This is a genomic window from Centipeda sp. (in: firmicutes) (assembly GCF_057271695.1).
Window position 1 is genome coordinate 1 of record NZ_DBHIVL010000053.1, and the last position, 16,338, is coordinate 16,338.

Sequence of the window (16,338 nt, forward strand, 5' to 3'; positions counted from 1 at the left end):
TGCGGGCAAAAAAGATGCGTCAAGATGATGGTGCTGAATTTATCAGTGCTTCCTTAGTTGCCCCTTACGCGCTCTTCGAGTTCCCTGAGCTCTTCCACTGTATCAATCTCCCACACGTCCTCCCGCGCACATTCCCGTATGTGGATGGAGAACTCGGGCAGATAGTATTTCAGAGCAATCTCGTCCCAGTAGAGCTGTCGATACTCCTCCTTGGCGTAAAGCGCATTCGCGCACGCGGCGAGTCGCTCCCCGTCCTCTGCCGTCCAGTAGGACAGCCCGAGCATCTGATGACAGGGGTGATCGCTCGCCGTGTCAATGTGCGTGATCTTGCCCGCCGAATCCGTGTCAAAGCACCAGTCATCCGTCGCCTGCACGGGGAACGCAATGTAGTTCGTGCGCTCCTGCGTGGGCGTGATGATGGCGGGATTCGTGAGGTAGAGATCGCCCTCGATGATGTAGCTGTCCGCGAGCAGTCCTGCACGCCCCGCAAGTGCAATCGACGAGATGTTGTTTGCGGTTTCCCAGTCGGGATTGTCGATGAATGCGAGATGCGGGTGCGTTTCGCGGAGTGTGTCAAATGCCGCGCCGCAATACCCCCGCACAATAGTAATCGACGAAATCCCCGCCGCGTTAAGCGCATTGAGGATGGTCGCGATGATCGGCACACCATTCACAGGAACGAGGGGTTTTGGAACGCGATCCGTCAACGGTGCGAGCCGCGAGCCCCGCCCCGCCGCGAGAATGACGGCACGGGTCACTCTGTGTGCACCGTCACTTCCTGCCGTGCGCGGCACAGTTTCCTCCCGCACACGCATCAGCACAGCCCCATCTTGCGCATCGTCTTCTTCAGCGTCTTTTCCGCGATGTGCGCGGCACGCTCCGCGCCCTTTGCAATCTCCGCGTCGAGATACGCCTTGTCCTCCATCAGCCGCGCATAGTTCTCACGCACCTCGCGCAGCTCGTCCGCAACCACCGTGCCGACGGCGGTCTTGAAGTCGCCGTAGCCCTTGCCTACGAACTCCGCCGTAATTTCATCAAGCGATTTTCCTGTCACGGCGGAGTAGATCGTCATCAGGTTGTTGATGCCGTCTTTTCCTTCGCGGAACGCGACCTCTGCCTCGCTGTCCGTCACGGCGGACTTAAACTTTTTGAGGATCGTCTTCTCATCGTCGAGGATGTAGATCGTCGCCTTTGCATTCTCGTCCGACTTGCTCATCTTCGCCGTTGGTTCCTGCAAGCTCATGACGCGTGCGCCTGCCTTCGGGAAATAGCCTTCGGGCAGACGGAACGTCTCGCCGTAGACGTGATTGAACCGCGCCGCCACATTGCGCGTGAACTCAAGGTGCTGCGTTTGATCCGCGCCGACGGGCACATAGTCCGCCTGATAGAGCAGAATATCGCCCGCCATGAGGGCCGGGTAGGTAAAGAGCCCCGCATTGATGTCCTCGGGGTGTTTTGCCGACTTGTCCTTGAACTGCGTCATGCGCGAGAGATCGCCGAACGGGCTGAGGCAGGACAACATCCACCCCATCTGCGCGTGCGCGGGGACATGGCTCTGGATGAAGACAAGGCTCTGCTCCGGATCGAGGCCGCACGCAAGCAAGAGGGCAAATGCCGCACGGCTCGCCTTGCGGCGCGCGGCAGGATCGTGGTACACCGTCAGTGCGTGGAGATCGGCGACAAAATAATAGCAGTCATACTCCTCCTGCAGCCGCCGCCAGTTCTTCACCGCTCCGAGATAATTGCCGAGGGTAAATGTGCCGGTGGGCTGAATGCCGCTCAGGATAATCTTGCGGCGGGAGTTGACTGCGTCCTTTTCGTTCATGACGTTCCTTCCTTTATCTATAGAATATTTATCATTATATACCATGCGGGAAAGATACGCAAAGCCACAAAAAAATCTTGCCAACATCCCGCTCCTCTGTTACAATATCTTCCGTACCATCAAATGCAAACCACAACATATAGTGTGTTTAGAGGAGAAAAGCCCATGACAGTGACAACGGTAACAAAGCGTGCAGGAAACGCCGTCCCCTATGACCGCACGAAGATCCGCAATGCGATCGCGGCGGCGAGCAAGGAATACGTCCACCCGATGACGGGCATTGAGATCGATGAGGTGACTTCGGGGGTCGAAGCGGCGTTTGGCGAGCGCACGGAGATCAGCGTCGAGGAGATCCAGGATCTCGTCGAAAAGCAGCTGCTTGTGCACGGTTTCCACGACATCGCACGCCGCTACATCACCTATCGCCAGCGCCACGCGCAGCGTCGTCTCGCGCAGAAACATCTCATGGCGAGCTACCGCGACATCTTCTTCGCGGATTCCGTCGACTCCGACCTCAAGCGCGACAATGCGAACATCAACACGGACGCGTCCATGGGCATCATGCTCAAACTCGGCGCGGAGGGCGCGAAGCACTTCGTCGACAACTACGTGCTCGACGAGCGTTATGCGACCGCCGACCGCGAGAACTTCATCCACATCCACGACAAAGACTTCTCGCTCATCACGTTCAACTGCTGCCAGATCGACCTGCTGAAACTGTTCCGCAGCGGCTTCTCCACGGGGCACGGCTTCCTGCGCGAGCCGAACTCCATCCGCGCATACGCGAGCCTTGCGTGCATCGCCATCCAGTCGAACCAGAACGATATGTTCGGCGGGCAGAGCATCAACGCGTTCGACTATGCCATGGCGGACGGCGTGAAAAAGTCCTTCCGCAAGGCGATTGTGGAGGAAGCGTGGAAGGCACTGCTCTACCGCCTCGGGCGCGGGCATTTCACGCACGACGCATTCAAAAAGGCACTGCGTGCGGAGCTCGACTTTGCCGTCTGCATCTATGCGGAAAAGCAGGACGACGAACGCACGGAGAAGGCGTGCGCCGAACTCACACGCGCCCTGCACACGGTTTACAGTGCGGCGTTTGAGACACCGGTCGCGCAGGAGCTCGAAGCGGACGCACGCACCGTCTATCAGCTCGCGTGTGAGAGCGTCGAGGAGGAGACCCATCAGGCGATGGAGGCGCTCATCCACAACTTTAACACACTTCATTCGCGTGCGGGCGCACAGGTGCCGTTCAGCTCCATCAACTACGGGATGGACACCTCGCCCGAGGGGCGGCTCGTCATCCGCGAGGTGCTCAGTGCCATTTGGCAGGGGCTCGGCAACGGCGAGACAGCCATCTTCCCGATCTCCGTCTTCCAGCTCAAGGCGGGGGTCAACTACAACCCCGAGGATCCGAACTATGACCTCTTCATCGAGTCCTGCCGCGTCAGCGCACGCCGCCTGTTCCCGAACTACGTCAACCTCGACGCACCGTACAACCTCCAGTACTACAAGCCCGGCGACTACAACAGCTGCGTCGCGACCATGGGCTGCCGCACACGCGTCATGAGCAACGTCAACGGCCCCGAGCAGTCGGGCAGCCGCGGCAACTTCTCCTTTACGACAATCAACCTGCCGAAGCTCGCGCTGGAGGCAAAGGGTGACCTCGATAAATTCTGGGAGCTGTACGACCACTACATCGACCTCTGCCACGACTACCTCCTCGACCGCCTGCGCATCATCGAGGAGAAGCACGTCTACAACTATCCGTTCCTCATGGGGCAGGGCGTCTGGCTCGACAGTGAGAAGGCAAGCCCCGTCGACTCCATCAAGGATCTCCTCAAGCACGCATCCTACTCCATCGGATTCTGCGGGCTTGCCGAGTGTCTGGTCGTCCTCACGGGCAAGCACCACGGCGAGAGCGCGGCGGCACAGGAACTCGGCCTGAGGATCGTCGGACACATGAGGGAGCGTACCGATGCGTATACCGAGGCGGAGCACCGCAACTGGTCAACCTTCGGCACGCCCGCCGAGAGCACGGCAGGGCAGTTCCAGCGTGCGAACAAAAAGGCGTATGGCATCATTCCCGGCGTCACCGACCGCTCCTATATGACGAACTCCAGCCATGTCCCCGTCTACTACGACATCAGCGCGTATGACAAAATCTGCATTGAGGCACCGTACCACGCGCTTGAGAACGCGGGGCACATCGCCTACATCGAGATGGACGGCGATCCGTCGAAGAACGTCAAGGCGTTCGAGAAGGTCGTCCGCGCCATGCACGATGCGAACATGGGCTACTTCTCCATCAACCACCCCGTCGACCGCGACCCCGTCTGCGGCTATACGGGACTCATCGAGAACGAGTGCCCGCACTGCCACCGCAAGGAAAGCTCCTTCGGCACCATGACCGTGCCGCGCATGAAGGATTAAACAGAAAAGAGCGCATTGTGTGCCAAAAAGCACGCTCTGCGCTCTTTGTATGTAAATACTCTCTGCGTACTCCTCGCAAACGCCTCGTTACACAAGCGGTCGGACACTTATCTGTCGAAATACCTGCGGACTTCTTAAACGCGCTTCGCTTGAACGAAAGAAATCCGCAGGGGGCAGAACGTGTCCTTTGTTCCGCTTGCTTCACTAGGGTTTGCTTAGGAGTATCGCTTGATTGTGTACCTCGTGCATCTCTGTTACAATCACATACAAAGGAGTGGATGACGATGAACGAAAAACGATGGCAAACCTACGCAATGACCGTGAACGGTCTGCCGCAGAAGATCCGCTACAACGCCGATACGGTGGAGGGGCTGTTTCTGCCATTGCTGCGTCGCCTTACGGAGATACAGCGTGCGGCGGCGCGGCGCATTCTCGTCTTCCTCGCCGCACCGCCCGCAACGGGGAAATCCACCCTTCTGCAATTTTTGGAGGAAATACAAGAAATAGAAATGAACCCTTGTATGTTCAAGGCTTTTCACTCCTCAGATCGCCGTTTGTCTACAATTTGCCTACAAACATCCCTTGTCTACAAAACGCTCGAAGATTCGCGCGGTCTCCTGCTGCATATCCTCTGTGTCATGCGCATAGAGATTCTGCGTGATGGTCGCGTCCGCATGACCGAGGCGGGCGGCAACGTCAACAGGCTTCGCGCCGGATTCGATCAGCCGCGTCGCGTGCGTATGGCGAAAGCTGTGAGCGTTCAGACCCAAGCGATGGAGCGTATAGCGCACGTTCTCATGTGCATAGGGAATCCCCGTCGGATGAACGCAGAGCAGCGGGCGACGTTCCGCTTCGATGGCGGGGGTCAGTCGTTTTGGCAGGAGAATGAGCAGACGATCCGCGTCCTTGCTCTCGTAGGCGATCTGATACGCCTGTCCCAAGCGCAGTTCATCCTTCGCCTGCTCTTTTTTGAGCGCACGCAGATAGGTGAGAAGCAGCACATCCGCATAAAATGTCCGCGTGCTTGTTGCCGTTTTTGGCGTGTCAAAATAGCCCGCCCGTAACCTCTGGCGCGAGATGGAGAACGCTCCCGTCTCAAGGTCAATATCGTCCCACGTAAGCCCGAGTGCTTCGCTGATTCTTAGCCCTGTGTGATAGAGAATTTTAAGCAGCGGATAGTGTTTGTTGCTCACGGGTATGGCGGCAAACTGCGCGGGTGTGATAACAGTACGCTCGACTACCTTGCGCGGCGCACTGCGCGGGATGTTGATCCCCATCGTCGGATTCGTGGCGATGAGTTCGGCGGGATAGATGGCATACTTCAGCGCGGTGGAGAGCACCGTTTTTGTCTGCCGGATTGTCCCCTGCGAAAGACCTGCGCGTGCAAGTTCCTTGACCCACCGATCAATATCACGCGGGCGCAGTTCCTGTAAATAGGTTTCTCCGAGATGGGGAACGATGCGCGAGTGTACTGCGTTGTGATAGTTCTTGAATGTAGTCCGCTTCACATTCGGGCGCACGACATTCCGGAGCCACGCGGCGAGATAGTCCCGCAGCTTCATCCTCTCGGACGTGATACCGATATTGCCGCTCTTCCAGTCGGCATAGGCTTTTACACCTGCGTCGAATGCTTCATCCTCGGTGGCAAAGCCCCCTTTCTCCTTCATGCGGCGCGGGTTCTTTGATATATCGAAGCTATAGGAATAGCTGCTGCCGCGCTTTCGGATTCTGATTTTGTTGGACATAAATAAAACCTCCTTGATATAGGAGGCGAATCATGGTAGAATTTAGGTGCAATAGGGCATGATTCGCGTCATGTCTGCCGCTCATCGTGTTGGTAGCACGGCGGGCGGCTTTTTTATTTTGAGTTGTATTGTGATTTAATATTTTCGGATTGCGCTAATTAGAGATTGAGAGTTCCAATTTACCAACTCATCAGCAAGATACTGAGCTTTCAGAGGCATCCGCTCATTCCCCCGTGGTTTTAGGGCAATGATAGTTTTACCCATACGGACAGCCTCATCAATTTCATAATCAATCCAGTCGCTGTGCGCTGCATACATACCGGCAATGATGATTACGATGTTTGCATGACTGATCTGCTCTGTCAGGGCAGACTTTAGTTTCGCTGTATTATTTGCGTCTACAGGATCATGTTCTGGGACACTATAATTTCTGAATAGGAGAGTGCTTTCTTCTAACCAATCAACAACCGTATTGTATTGATCTCCATAGTGCCAAGCATGACTTATAAAAACATGGTAAATTGACATTCAAAATACATCCTTTCTCTTCTTGAAGTTGGTGTGATATAATAAGGAAAAGTCCCAAATTACCATAATGAAGGAGTGAGAGTCATGGAGGTTCGGCAATATCGCAAAAAACCTGTCGTTGTTGAGGCATATCAAACAGATCGGACAATGTATATTGAAACGTTGGAGGGAATCCACCGAGCAGACCCCGGGGATTATATTATCACGGGCATAAAAGGGGAGCAGTACCCATGTAAGCCGGATGTTTTCCAGCGCACTTACGAACTCGTGGATGGGTGATTTCTACTCGGTACAATAGGTTCGTTTTTATGCAACTGTGCCCAGTCAATATTTTCACTTGAGATAATGCTTTCGCATCGCTCAACAAGCTCCTGAAAAGGCGAAGTGGAATATGCGTATCCTCCAGAGCGTGTGAGGTACAAGTATTTTTCATGCTTTAAGAGTTCGCATGTAGTTCGATAATGCAGCCAGTTTTCATGGTATTTGTTCAGACTGAGGATGAATGTTCCTGTTGCTATGAGTGTCCCTAGTACAGCTATTATGCAAGGCGCATATATGCAATCCTGCAAAAGCAGACCTATGGGGGCAATCAGAATTGAAAGTACGCCGATTATGACTTTTATGAATTTGTAGCAGTTTTGGCAATCAGTACTTTTTCGATCATACCATTTGATTTGATCATCTAACCGTTCTATGAAATATTGAGTTTCATCCATGGATAGATTCCTTTCTACCGCTCTCTCTGTTCGCGCAGGGAGGGCGGTTTTTTATGTGATCGGATAAAGGTGTTTGTCGGATACCTTTATTTTTCGCGCTGATTTAACCCCGTCGAAATCGAAGGAGTTAGACTATTTGTCCTTTACATCGGAACAATGGCGAGCTTCTTGCCCAGCGGTGCAAGAAGTTTTGTAAGGGTGGAGATATTGGGGCTGGTCGCACCGCGCTCAAGGCGGGCAATGACGGGCTGTGTGACGCCGCTCATCTCCTCAAGCTGTTTCTGCGTGATACCGCGCTCCTGACGTGCGCGGATGAGTTCTCCGATGAGGGCAACGCGCAGGTCGCTCTCTGCAATCTCCTCGGGGGTGAAGATGCGGCCGCGGACTTCTTCCCAAGATTCCCCGATGGCACTGTTATTCTGCATGGTGACTTCCTCCTTCTTGCAGTTCTTTGAGTTCTCTCTTTGCCTGTTCGATTTCTCGCGGCGGGGTCTTCACGGTCTTCTTCATGAAGTGATGGAGGAGAACAAAGCTGCCCTCGTGCCATGCAACAAAGAAGATGCGGTCGCGCAGAGGGCGCAGTTCCCATAGGTCGCCGCCAATATGCTTGACGTATGGCGTTCCCAGTCGCGTCCCTTCGCGGCTCAATGCTTCGATGTAGTCGTTGATTTTGTTGAGCTTGATGCGACTGTCTTTGTCCTTGCGTGCGGCAAGCCCTTCAAGATATTCGATCACGGGACGCCGCCCCTGTTTGTCACGGTAAAAATAAATGGGGTGCATCGCTTTCCTCCTCTCTCTATTATGCCTTAAAAGTTATTAAATCGCAAGAGCTATCGACACTGGGGGGCTATTTTGATATGGTATCGAGGCTGTTACTCTACACATATGGAATAGAACATCTTTCGGTATAGTGTAGGAGAAATCATTTTCATAATATGCACCAACTCATAGTCTTCGTTACTATTCTGTGATAGAGTGTCTTGAATCTCGTTTACATAAGAGTCTTTATAAAATTCAACATAAGAATTTTTTTCTGTGAGATGTCGATCATAAGGGATGTCGATTAATTTTAACCTTAAAGAATTATCAATCATAATGGATAGTTCGTCGGGAGCAAACATTGTAATTTGTGGAATATGGTAGGCGAGTATATCATACCCCTCTTTTAATGTCCTGATAATGTTTTGAGGATGGAGAGTAAACATCTCAGCCTCATGAAACTCAGATGTTTTCTGATAGCGTAATGAGCACATAGGGATTGATTCCTTTAATAAGGGAGTGGTCTTTAGCAGTAACGCCTCATCAGAACTAAGTTGCTTTATAATCTCGACATACGACGGATGTACCGACCACTCTGTTTTGTCCATTGATTTAGCCAGTAAATTTGCGTATAATGAACGTAGGTCATCACTACTGGTGTATGAATTTGCCATGATTGCAGGGACGGCGATTTCGCTTTTCGGTTCTATAATGTTCTCTGGCGGGATGGAAGCAAGTCGTTGTTGTACTTCTTCTGCCAATTTCTCAGTGTTTTCTTTTCCTTTGGTAGCCCATGTGCGAAACGGGGATGCAAATTTATTTATAATCAGCATGATCGTTTCAAGGGCTTTCCCGCCTTCTTTGGCTGCCGGATGAAGCGCATCATCATAAATTCGCTCTTTCACGGTATCAGGAACGGATGGAAGAGTTAGATTGTCCAACATACAATTCATATCCTTTCATGCAAGGAGTGATATTTATGGATATGTTATACCAGCTTTTTGACAACCTTCTTGGGAGTGCATTCAGCGTCAGCTTCGGCAGTGCTTTCGGCATTGTGTTCGGAGCAGTCACAGGACTTGCTTGTGCCCTGATCGTCGTCGTGGCTCTCGTGATAATTGCCTTGTGTGTTCTTGGGGGCGTTGGGAAGCTCCTGCTCCACAGGGACACCGTAAAAAGCTAAACAGAATCACTGACCGCCTAGGTGCGGTCTTTTTTTATGCCCTTTTTTCGGCGGCGGTAGAGGAGGGGGCTAGGCGAATGCAGGGCGGGGCGCAGTCGGCGGCGCGGATGCGCGGCGGCGTTCTTCCTCCTCGGCGCGAATCTCAGCACGGATCTCCTCGGAGATACGACGAAATTCCTCGGCTTGTGCGTCATATTCACGCTTGAGTTCGGGATCTTTGAGTGCTTCAGCTTTGTATTCTTCCCAAGTAGTCATTTTGGATTCCTCCTTATGTAATCTTTTCGGTATTGTTTTGCTCGCTCAATTTCAGTGGGTGGTGTTTTCTGGGTTTTCTTAACGAAACCATTCGTCAATACCGCAGTATTTCCCACCACGAAGAAATAGAGAATCCGCGAGATGTTGTTTCCTGCATTGATGCGTAGCTCCATGATTCCATCATCTAGTTTTTTGGCGTATGGAGGGCGAAGCATATGTCCATGTTCTTTGAGAAGGTCGATTGTATGCATCGCTTTCGCGTGCATTGTCATGTCAAGTCCTTGTAAGAACTCGGCGACCGGCTCTGTACCATCTTCTTTTTTGTAGAGTTTGATATACAAGGGCAGACCTCCCCTTATCATATACTGTATTTCTGCCGCCTAAGTGCGGTCTTTTTTTATGCCCTCCATCCCTCCGAGAGGAAGCGGCGCACGCGATCTTCATCAATCACTAGACGGTGTGAGTTTTGATAGGATCGTCAATATCACCTCGCTGATCGAGCGCAGCCCTGGATGAGATCGTTCTAGATATCTCCCCAATCCGAGATAGGACAAAAGCTCAAACTCATACCGATAGTTCTCCAGCCAGGATGAAAAGAAATACATATCCGGGAGAGGTTTGAAAAGATGTTCGCGCAGGTAGCCCTCATACATCTCGGCGACAGGAATACCGCCCAAATAACGTGCGCCCCTTGCATATACCGCATAGTTACGCGCTAAATCTGTGGTAATGTAGTAGGATGCCTCCTGACTTAACCTAAAAATTGACCGTGCAATCGTATAAAAACAGAGTGGTTCACGCACATTGTATAGTTCTGCAATGTAGATAAATACCGTCGATGGGGCTAGCAACTCGCGTGCAAACACATTGGATTCAGCTTCAAGGATTCTATAGGTTGATCGTTTAAGGGCAGGGGGCTCTGTTCCTGTTTCGGGAAAGTCCCTCAGATGCCCCAATGTGATATGTCCAAGCTCGTGTGCGAGCGTCCATTGGATGCGCCCGCGTGGCTTTATCGTGTCGTTATAACAAATTGCGTGCTTATCACGTTGCGAATGATATTGCGAAATTCCGTCTTTCGAGCCAAATGTTTCAGAAATTTCATCGAGTGATACCTTGCTTTTCTCAGCTAGGTGCGAATATGTCCTTAGAGCATAGCCGTGCGATTTCAGTGCTTTATGAATATCGAAGGGGAGAGTGTACGCTTCGTTCTCAATGAGGAAATCGTATGCAGCCTGTATTGAGCGTTTCCAGCGCGGGGCTTTGGGAAGCCTACTCATCGTCGTCCTCATCGAATACAACGCTCATGATCTTTTTGAATTGCGCTTTCTTTTTTTCCTGTTGTTCGGGTGGCAGGTTTTCCAGACCATTACGCGCAAGCGTGCGGATTTCTTCATCGTCCAATAAGATACTCGCTGGATCGGAGGGAGTATTTGATTGCGGCGAGGTATCGGAAGTTTCCCAGCCCATAAGAGCCTCCGGCGTTGTTCTCAATGCCTGAGCAAAAGCGACGATCTTAGATTGTGGAATATCATTCTCCCCCTTTTCAATCTTGTTGATCGAGGATCGTGACTTATACCCCATTCGTTTTGCTAGTTCCTCTTGTGATATGCCGAGTTCTTCTCTTCGGGCGCGAATCCTTTTATATATCTCCAACATATAAACACCACCTAGCTGTGTGGGAGTTGATTGGGACGGTGTATCGGTGGTTTCCCAGCCCATTATTTCATTGGGAGAAATATTAAGTGCTTTTGCGAGAGAGAAAATAGCACCTCGTCGCATATTTGCTATTTCGCCGCTTTCCCAACGAGATATAGTTGCTTCGCTTACACCGACTTTATCCGCGACCTCTTTCATTGTCATTCCAAGGGCTAATCGTTTTTCTCTGATTATGTCTTTTACGTTCATGGGATATCACCTCAACACTATTATAGTTTTTATCTTGCGTATTTGCAATATATTTATTGATTCAAAATATAAACTTGCGAAAACGTATTGCATAATTTTGATAGTGGTGTTATACTTGACTTGCGAAAACGTAAGAATCGGGGGTGATAATGTGTTTGATAAGGCTTTGTTCATGTATCATGTGATGCGTAAGAATACCTCGCTTGGTGCTATCTCCACGATGCTTGAAATAAACCCTTCAACGCTTACACGGAAGATGAGTGGGGAAAGTGATTTTACGCGCGAGGAAGTTCAGAGGATCAGAAATTTTCTTGAACTCTCTCTTATTGATGCAGACAAAATTTTTTTTGCAGAGAAACTTGCATAAACGCAAGTTTAGAGGATGAACAAATGAACGCTACAGTAGAGCGGGCGGCGCATGAAATTCACCGTGATGCAGAGTTCTTCTACAAGTTCGGCGGGGACAAGGATGCTGCCATCGAAAGAGGACTTCGCGGACTGGACGAGCGAGAGGTTGATGTGGAGGCGGTCAGGAAGCGTGTCAACTCCATGCCGATGAAAAAAGCCCCTCTGATTGACTGTCCTTGCACGGTCGCGGAGTGTGCGGAGGAGGTTCGACGGGACGCAATGTCCCTACGAAGGATTTTCCGTGTCACGGATGACGTTGCCATTGCAGAAGCAATCCGAATAATGGACGGGGTGTGCGACGTTGATATAGCGGCAGTAGAGAAGGTTGTCCGCTCCGTCCCACTGGAAGCAGAGGAGGAACAAAACCCCGATGAGCCGTGGTGGTATGCGTTGGGGGAATGAAAGGAGAAAGCGAATGAACAAACTTCAGATTTTCGAGAGCACCGACTTCGGCAGTGTCCGAACGGTACTCATCGACAAAGAGCCGTACTTCGTTGGAAAGGATGTCGCGGAGATTCTCGGATACACGAACCCGCAAAAAGCGATTCGTGACCATGTGGACGATGAGGACAGGACGGTGAACGATTCGTTCACCGTCAACGGAACAAAGGGGTTGCTTATCAACGAATCAGGGCTTTATTCGTTGATTGTTGCGTCGAAGCTGCCCGCCGCGAAGAAGTTCAAACGGTGGGTGACAAGCGAAGTTCTCCCTGCAATCCGCAAGACAGGCAGCTACACCGTGCCGAAACTTGAGAAGAACCCGAAGTACCGCACGCGCATGATCGGGACGGCGGTGCGGGATGTCCGCAGTACGGCGGCAGAGCTTCAGAAACTCTTCGGCGTGAAGAGCGGCATCGCACTCGCCAAGGCGACGAGCATGATTGAGCGGGCATACGGTGTCGAGATGCCCGAGGTCAAGGAACTCATTCCTCCGGCAGAGCATGACACGGGCTTCCTCAACGCAACGGAGATCGGTATGCGGATCGGCGTGAACGCACGCGAGGCGAACGTGCTGCTCCAAAACGCGGGCTTGCAGATACGTTTCAACGGTATGTGGAGGCTCACCAACAAGGGCAAGGCGCACGGTGAGGAAATGCCGTATGAGCGCAACGGTCACAGCGGCTATCAGATTCGGTGGAACGATTCCGTTGTGTCCGTGCTTGCGGAGTGTAAGACGGCGTGAGCCGCGTACACAGAGAGGAGGTGAGGAGATGGCAAAAGAAAAGCCCTCGAAAGTGCCGCTGACGCTGCGGCTTCCGAGGGAACTCTATGAGGAGTTGAAGGAGGAGGCGGAACGCCTTGGATTAGACGTGAAAAGCCTCATCGTTGTGCTTCTTCTGGCTTATGTTTCTTCACATAGTCTTCAATGGCTACGACAATTTCCCGCGCGGCTGGTCGATGGTTTTTCTCTGCAACAGCTTTAATTTCCTCAAACAGTTCTGCGGGCATACGTAAGGTGAAGCGTTTCTCAAAATCTGACATGGTAATCCCTCCTTAGACACCATTATAACACCGTGCAGGTGTAAATGACAGAAAAACATATTGACACCTCAAAGGTGTCGTGATAATATAAAGGTGTCTAGGAGGTGTCAACAAATGGAAAAGCCAATAAGGTTTACGCTGAGAATCGTGACAAGCCTTGATAAGGAACTGGCACGATTAGCTAAAAAAGCAGGACACTCCAAAACAGGACTTATTACACAAATCCTGTGGGAGTACGTAAAGCAGAAGGACAAGACGGCGTGAGCCGCGTACACAGAGAGGAGGTGAGGGGAATTATGTATGACATGGATCGTTTTATAGGTGTCGTCCTATATATATTCTCTCTGATTGGTGTGATTCTTTCAATGATTTTATTGGGAGTGTGGCTGAATGTTGTAACACTTCCATGCGAGTGCAGGCCTCATCCAGAAGAACCAGCAAGTTCTTCCGTTTGGTCATGCCGTTGCGGCAAATGCGGATGCTGTGGGAGCGATCAAGAAGATACGACAGCATACCGGCAGAAAGAGCAGGGTAATTGAAAAAGGCTTTCTCCATGTCACTGAATGAGGTCGCCCAAGGAAGTTCTGAGAGCGGATGCGGGATGAGCTCCTGCGGACAGGTTTCAAGGTGGCGTTTCATGAGGCCGATGTCGGATTCCAGTAAGGCAATTGCGAAGCTGATTTGCGAGCAGATAGATGCATCGAGCCGGGTTTTCCTCTCGTCTTTGCGTTTGCAGTAATAGAGAATGATGGATGTTGCGAACGAGACGAGGGCGGAGAAGACGGCTGTGAGAAGGGCTTGTTCTGGGGTCATGAGAACCGCATCCTTTCTGAGGAGGGAGTGGAATCAATGCAAGCAAAAGAAACCGTGCAGCGGGGTGGACGCGATAAGTTGACGCTTCGCATGTCGGACGATCTGAACCAACGGACGAAGGACAAGGCAGGTTATCTCGGCATCAGCCAAAATGCGTTCCTGCTTGTCCTCATCGAGTTGGGGCTTCGGTGCTATGAAGTCAGTCCTCATCTTCTGAAAGAGGAATAGCACCGTGTTCTCTTTCGTACTTGGCTATGTGCTGATTGACAATCATCTCCAGTTCCTTGTTGACTGTTCTGAAGTTGCTTTCGGCGATGAAGCGAAGCTTCTCAAGGACTTCGGCATCGACGCGGAATGTGAATTTTGGTAACTGTGACGGCATAATGACACCTCCTTATCTGTAATATATCACAAAAAAATACCGTCGGGCATATTGACGGCAAGGTGACGGCGTGATATATTACAAACAGGAGGTGACGGCAAGGTGACGAAAACAAAACTGACGGTGAGAGTTCCGCCGGAACTGTCAAGCAAACTGCGTGATATGAGCAAGGCAACGGGACTTACGAAAAACGGACTGATTGTGCAAGCGATTATAGACTACGTTCGCAAGTACCGCGAGCAGAAGGACAAGACGGCGTGAGCCGCATAGCAGAGAGGAGGTGAGGAGATGGATAAGCGGGAGATTATCGCGGAGTTTGCGTCTCTGTTGTTTTCCGCTATGGAGAACGCGAAAGCAGAATCTGTTGATCTTGCAACGCTGAACGGTTTTCGGGAGAACATAGCCTTTCTTCTCTCTATCTGGGAGGAGACGGTGTCGCCTCAACGAGAGGCGTGAGGAGGTGAGGGGATGGATAAGCAGGAGATTTTAGAAACTGATTCACAGGTGTCATATGTGATTGTCTGCAATCATCTTGGGGCGTGTTTTCCTACGCGGGAGAGTGCGCAAGAGGGGATTCAAAAACTTTCGGAAATCACGGGGTTTCCGAAACACTCTTTTGATTTTTTGGCTCTTTATCCGAACGGAGCGTTCATTTGAACAATGCTACGCCTATGGTCAGCGCAATCCACCAAAGCCCTTGCAGGATCTTTGTTGCAAGTTTGTCACTGTCCATTCCGAGGTATGAGAACAGGGCGCGAGGGAAGAAGATGATGGAGTTTATCCAGTAGAGAGGATTGAAGGAGTTCCGCATTCGGTCTTTGTATACGCCAAGTCCCGCATGGATGAGTTTCAATGTTAGGAAAGATACTCTGGGCTGTTTCGACGGAAAGGATTCCAAGACGCTTGCGTTATAGACTTCGATGTTGCCGTAAGCAACATTTCTCTCCGCACGAATCACAATATCTTCAACTTTTGCAGATTTCAGGAGGTCTTTCAATCGCTCATGGCTTTGAAGCAACCACTCTTTTTCATCAAATTGAGGGTCGTTCAGAAGTTTCATGTAGTTGTCAAGAATGGTGTCGAGCTTGCTGTATTTGTTCCAGCTGTCCACAAAGAAAAACGCAGGAATAATGAGCAAACACAGGAGGTTGAAGTACATTTTAACACTTCCTTTCGTGGACATTGTACCACGGCGGGGAGGAGGGCAACAACACAGAGAGGAGGTGAGGGGATGGCAATCGACAAGATGCTTCTTATGAGTTTCAACCCGTTGTTCATGCTTGCGGCTCTTCTTGCCTTTGAGCACTGCGATGGTAGTTTTCGTACAAGACTGCGCCTAACGGGGGCATGTATAGCTCTCGTGCTATGGCTTGGGTATCAGCTAATATGCTTTCCGTGATGGTGTTGACGGCTTTGTAAAACTCACTCGGGGCATTGTCATATTCCTCGTTTCCGTCCTCGTATTCCAGAAGGTTGAGAAATGCGGAGTATAGCGCAGGATATAGACGCAATGTCGTATCCTCCCAGTGTTCTAGGTTTTGAGAGATGAGCTTGAGCAATTCACCGCGTGTCTGCAGTGAAATGTCCGCTCGGATTTCTTCTGTCAGTTGTGCATGATACAGAAGTTTGACATATGGGACATAGGCTGTTTCGTAACGAGTTTTCAAAGTCTTGGTTTTGAAGTCACTCATGACACTTCTTCTGCCGAAGTAGTAGGTCAGACCGACGGAAACCACTTGAACAATGATTACAACGATATCATGGGTCATTTTAACACTTCCTTTCGTGGACATTGTACCATGGCAGGGAGGAGGGCAACAGCCACGAGCGCGGAGGCACGCGGCATCCGCATAGCAGAGAGGAGGTGAGGGGATGGAGATTAACATTGACCTCTTACGGCGGACGAT

The 16,338-nt window shown here is 51.2% G+C and carries 27 protein-coding genes; 10 read left to right on the top strand and 17 right to left on the bottom strand.

What is annotated here, in order from left to right:
• Window positions 1-53 precede the first annotated feature (53 nt).
• Window positions 54-815, bottom strand: a complete 762-nt coding sequence (locus ACO6BQ_RS08640) for an NTP transferase domain-containing protein (RefSeq protein ID WP_489120458.1) — start codon at window positions 813-815, stop codon at window positions 54-56.
• Entirely contained in the window at window positions 815-1,825 is a 1,011-nt protein-coding gene (gene trpS / locus ACO6BQ_RS08645) for a tryptophan--tRNA ligase (protein ID WP_489120459.1), read from the bottom strand. Before trpS ends, ACO6BQ_RS08640 begins: the two co-directional genes overlap by 1 nt.
• Before the next feature lie 165 nt (window positions 1,826-1,990).
• On the opposite strand from trpS, the gene ACO6BQ_RS08650 reads away from it, so the two are divergent.
• A complete protein-coding gene (locus ACO6BQ_RS08650; RefSeq protein WP_489120460.1) occupies window positions 1,991-4,255 on the top strand; it encodes an anaerobic ribonucleoside triphosphate reductase in 2,265 nt (754 codons plus the stop codon).
• Between the two features lie 569 nt (window positions 4,256-4,824).
• Here ACO6BQ_RS08650 and ACO6BQ_RS08655 read toward each other — a convergent pair.
• The 6 genes from ACO6BQ_RS08655 to ACO6BQ_RS08680 all read right to left on the bottom strand — a co-directional run bounded on the left by ACO6BQ_RS08655 (window position 4,825) and on the right by ACO6BQ_RS08680 (window position 8,947).
• Window positions 4,825-6,000, bottom strand: coding sequence for a tyrosine-type recombinase/integrase (locus ACO6BQ_RS08655; RefSeq protein ID WP_489120461.1), 1,176 nt, complete (start codon window positions 5,998-6,000; stop codon window positions 4,825-4,827).
• 135 nt (window positions 6,001-6,135) lie between these two features.
• Window positions 6,136-6,528, bottom strand: coding sequence for a TIR domain-containing protein (locus ACO6BQ_RS08660; protein WP_489120462.1), 393 nt, complete (start codon window positions 6,526-6,528; stop codon window positions 6,136-6,138).
• A 257-nt stretch (window positions 6,529-6,785) separates the two neighbouring features.
• Window positions 6,786-7,244 carry a DUF4231 domain-containing protein gene (locus ACO6BQ_RS08665; protein WP_489120463.1) on the bottom strand — a complete coding sequence of 153 codons (459 nt, stop codon included), beginning with the start codon at window positions 7,242-7,244 and terminating at the stop codon, window positions 6,786-6,788.
• A 143-nt stretch (window positions 7,245-7,387) separates the two neighbouring features.
• On the bottom strand, window positions 7,388-7,669 hold the full coding sequence (locus ACO6BQ_RS08670; RefSeq protein ID WP_489120465.1) for a helix-turn-helix domain-containing protein: 282 nt from the start codon (window positions 7,667-7,669) through the stop codon (window positions 7,388-7,390).
• Complete coding sequence (locus ACO6BQ_RS08675; protein WP_489120466.1) at window positions 7,659-8,024, bottom strand: type II toxin-antitoxin system RelE/ParE family toxin; 366 nt, start codon at window positions 8,022-8,024, stop codon at window positions 7,659-7,661. The genes ACO6BQ_RS08670 and ACO6BQ_RS08675 overlap by 11 nt, the downstream gene beginning before the upstream one ends.
• A gap of 92 nt (window positions 8,025-8,116) precedes the next feature.
• Window positions 8,117-8,947 carry a DUF4393 domain-containing protein gene (locus tag ACO6BQ_RS08680; RefSeq protein ID WP_489120467.1) on the bottom strand — a complete coding sequence of 277 codons (831 nt, stop codon included), beginning with the start codon at window positions 8,945-8,947 and terminating at the stop codon, window positions 8,117-8,119.
• Window positions 8,948-8,982: 35 nt separating this feature from the next.
• On the opposite strand from ACO6BQ_RS08680, the gene ACO6BQ_RS08685 reads away from it, so the two are divergent.
• Entirely contained in the window at window positions 8,983-9,186 is a 204-nt protein-coding gene (locus tag ACO6BQ_RS08685) for a hypothetical protein (protein ID WP_489120468.1), read from the top strand.
• Between the two features lie 69 nt (window positions 9,187-9,255).
• On the opposite strand, the gene ACO6BQ_RS08690 is transcribed toward ACO6BQ_RS08685, so the two are convergent.
• The 4 genes from ACO6BQ_RS08690 to ACO6BQ_RS08705 form a co-directional block, all read right to left on the bottom strand.
• Window positions 9,256-9,441, bottom strand: a complete 186-nt coding sequence (locus ACO6BQ_RS08690; protein ID WP_489120469.1) for an XRE family transcriptional regulator — start codon at window positions 9,439-9,441, stop codon at window positions 9,256-9,258.
• Complete coding sequence (locus tag ACO6BQ_RS08695) at window positions 9,438-9,782, bottom strand: type II toxin-antitoxin system RelE/ParE family toxin (protein ID WP_489120470.1); 345 nt, start codon at window positions 9,780-9,782, stop codon at window positions 9,438-9,440. The genes ACO6BQ_RS08690 and ACO6BQ_RS08695 overlap by 4 nt, the downstream gene beginning before the upstream one ends.
• A gap of 102 nt (window positions 9,783-9,884) precedes the next feature.
• Window positions 9,885-10,718 (bottom strand): ImmA/IrrE family metallo-endopeptidase, encoded by an 834-nt coding sequence (locus tag ACO6BQ_RS08700; RefSeq protein ID WP_489120471.1) that lies wholly within the window; start codon window positions 10,716-10,718, stop codon window positions 9,885-9,887.
• Window positions 10,711-11,346, bottom strand: coding sequence for a helix-turn-helix domain-containing protein (locus ACO6BQ_RS08705; protein ID WP_489120472.1), 636 nt, complete (start codon window positions 11,344-11,346; stop codon window positions 10,711-10,713). The genes ACO6BQ_RS08700 and ACO6BQ_RS08705 overlap by 8 nt, the downstream gene beginning before the upstream one ends.
• Window positions 11,347-11,497: 151 nt before the next feature.
• On the opposite strand from ACO6BQ_RS08705, the gene ACO6BQ_RS08710 reads away from it, so the two are divergent.
• Genes ACO6BQ_RS08710 through ACO6BQ_RS08720 form a run of 3 tightly spaced genes read left to right on the top strand, consistent with a single transcriptional unit; the run spans window position 11,498 to window position 12,937 of the window.
• Complete coding sequence (locus ACO6BQ_RS08710) at window positions 11,498-11,713, top strand: hypothetical protein (RefSeq protein ID WP_488785486.1); 216 nt, start codon at window positions 11,498-11,500, stop codon at window positions 11,711-11,713.
• Between the two features lie 23 nt (window positions 11,714-11,736).
• The gene (locus tag ACO6BQ_RS08715) at window positions 11,737-12,156 is read left to right on the top strand and encodes a hypothetical protein (protein WP_489120473.1); all 420 of its coding nucleotides are present in this window, start codon (window positions 11,737-11,739) and stop codon (window positions 12,154-12,156) included.
• Window positions 12,157-12,169: 13 nt separating this feature from the next.
• Entirely contained in the window at window positions 12,170-12,937 is a 768-nt protein-coding gene (locus tag ACO6BQ_RS08720; protein WP_489120474.1) for a BRO-N domain-containing protein, read from the top strand.
• A gap of 137 nt (window positions 12,938-13,074) precedes the next feature.
• Here ACO6BQ_RS08720 and ACO6BQ_RS08725 read toward each other — a convergent pair whose 3' ends face one another.
• Complete coding sequence (locus tag ACO6BQ_RS08725; protein ID WP_489120475.1) at window positions 13,075-13,236, bottom strand: Arc family DNA-binding protein; 162 nt, start codon at window positions 13,234-13,236, stop codon at window positions 13,075-13,077.
• A 114-nt stretch (window positions 13,237-13,350) separates the two neighbouring features.
• Here ACO6BQ_RS08725 and ACO6BQ_RS08730 point away from each other — a divergent pair, with 114 nt between their 5' ends.
• Window positions 13,351-13,500: a hypothetical protein gene (locus ACO6BQ_RS08730; RefSeq protein WP_489120476.1), complete on the top strand. Its 150-nt coding sequence runs from the start codon at window positions 13,351-13,353 to the stop codon at window positions 13,498-13,500.
• A 51-nt stretch (window positions 13,501-13,551) separates the two neighbouring features.
• Here ACO6BQ_RS08730 and ACO6BQ_RS08735 read toward each other — a convergent pair whose 3' ends face one another.
• On the bottom strand, window positions 13,552-14,049 hold the full coding sequence (locus ACO6BQ_RS08735) for a hypothetical protein (protein ID WP_489120477.1): 498 nt from the start codon (window positions 14,047-14,049) through the stop codon (window positions 13,552-13,554).
• Window positions 14,050-14,085: 36 nt separating this feature from the next.
• Between ACO6BQ_RS08735 and ACO6BQ_RS08740 the strand changes: the two genes are divergently transcribed.
• Window positions 14,086-14,277 carry a hypothetical protein gene (locus ACO6BQ_RS08740; RefSeq protein ID WP_489120478.1) on the top strand — a complete coding sequence of 64 codons (192 nt, stop codon included), beginning with the start codon at window positions 14,086-14,088 and terminating at the stop codon, window positions 14,275-14,277.
• Here the strand turns inward: ACO6BQ_RS08740 and ACO6BQ_RS08745 are convergent.
• Window positions 14,249-14,431 (bottom strand): Arc family DNA-binding protein, encoded by a 183-nt coding sequence (locus ACO6BQ_RS08745; RefSeq protein WP_489120479.1) that lies wholly within the window; start codon window positions 14,429-14,431, stop codon window positions 14,249-14,251. The genes ACO6BQ_RS08740 and ACO6BQ_RS08745 overlap by 29 nt on opposite strands.
• Before the next feature lie 102 nt (window positions 14,432-14,533).
• Here ACO6BQ_RS08745 and ACO6BQ_RS08750 point away from each other — a divergent pair, with 102 nt between their 5' ends.
• Genes ACO6BQ_RS08750 through ACO6BQ_RS08760 form a run of 3 tightly spaced genes read left to right on the top strand, consistent with a single transcriptional unit; the run spans window position 14,534 to window position 15,088 of the window.
• A complete protein-coding gene (locus ACO6BQ_RS08750) occupies window positions 14,534-14,692 on the top strand; it encodes a ribbon-helix-helix domain-containing protein (protein WP_489120480.1) in 159 nt (52 codons plus the stop codon).
• Window positions 14,693-14,719: 27 nt separating this feature from the next.
• Window positions 14,720-14,887 carry a hypothetical protein gene (locus ACO6BQ_RS08755; protein ID WP_489120481.1) on the top strand — a complete coding sequence of 56 codons (168 nt, stop codon included), beginning with the start codon at window positions 14,720-14,722 and terminating at the stop codon, window positions 14,885-14,887.
• A gap of 12 nt (window positions 14,888-14,899) precedes the next feature.
• Window positions 14,900-15,088, top strand: coding sequence for a hypothetical protein (locus tag ACO6BQ_RS08760; protein ID WP_489120482.1), 189 nt, complete (start codon window positions 14,900-14,902; stop codon window positions 15,086-15,088).
• On the opposite strand, the gene ACO6BQ_RS08765 is transcribed toward ACO6BQ_RS08760, so the two are convergent.
• Window positions 15,081-15,590, bottom strand: a complete 510-nt coding sequence (locus tag ACO6BQ_RS08765) for a hypothetical protein (RefSeq protein ID WP_489120483.1) — start codon at window positions 15,588-15,590, stop codon at window positions 15,081-15,083. The two genes, ACO6BQ_RS08760 and ACO6BQ_RS08765, sit on opposite strands and share 8 nt — an antisense overlap.
• A 115-nt stretch (window positions 15,591-15,705) precedes the next feature.
• Window positions 15,706-16,200, bottom strand: a complete 495-nt coding sequence (locus ACO6BQ_RS08770) for a hypothetical protein (RefSeq protein ID WP_489120485.1) — start codon at window positions 16,198-16,200, stop codon at window positions 15,706-15,708.
• Window positions 16,201-16,338: the final 138 nt, after the last annotated feature.